We start from the raw sequence: 531 nt of genomic DNA on the forward strand, positions 1-531 counted from the left end.
CCGGGACCAGGTGCTCGTTGGCCTGGCTGGTCGGGTGGCCGACGACGCGGCGGCCGTTCAGCAGGACCAGGGTGTTGCCGATGCCGAGACCGCGCAGGTTGACCGAGCCGGTGTCGCCGCGCGCCGAGTTCGAGCTGGCGGGCAGGTAGGCCGAGTTGAAGGTCACGTCGCCCATCTGGGGGATCGACCGGATCAGGTCGTCGCCCGAGGTCGCGGCGGTGGCCAGGATCTGTTCCTCGTTGACCACGGAGACGGGCAGGGCGGCGGTCACCTTGGCGCCGCGAATCTGCGAGCCGACCACGACGATCTCGTCGACCTGGGTGGCTTGGTCTTCGGCGGCTTCCTGAGCGACGGCGCCGGTCGCGGCGCCGAACAGGGCCGTGGTGGCCAACATGGCCGTCTTCAAGCTTCGACGAGCGAAGGCTGCACGCATGGTCTGGTTATCCCCTCTGGTGGTCATCGAGCTCGGTATCCCCCCGATGCTCGTCCGGCGGCGGCCGGGTTGGTCTGGCGTGAGACGTCCGGGGCTGG

General features: G+C 69.9%; 1 protein-coding gene. It reads right to left on the reverse strand.

Features of this window, described 5'->3' with window-relative positions; genetic code table 11:
* Positions 1–433, reverse strand: a 433-nt coding sequence (locus RSB01_RS14270; RefSeq protein WP_332625789.1) for a TonB-dependent receptor plug domain-containing protein, incomplete at its 3' end; no start/stop codon positions are given.
* Positions 434–531 lie beyond the last annotated feature (98 nt).

Source organism: Brevundimonas sp. (genome assembly GCF_036659295.1).
Taxonomy (GTDB): domain Bacteria; phylum Pseudomonadota; class Alphaproteobacteria; order Caulobacterales; family Caulobacteraceae; genus Brevundimonas.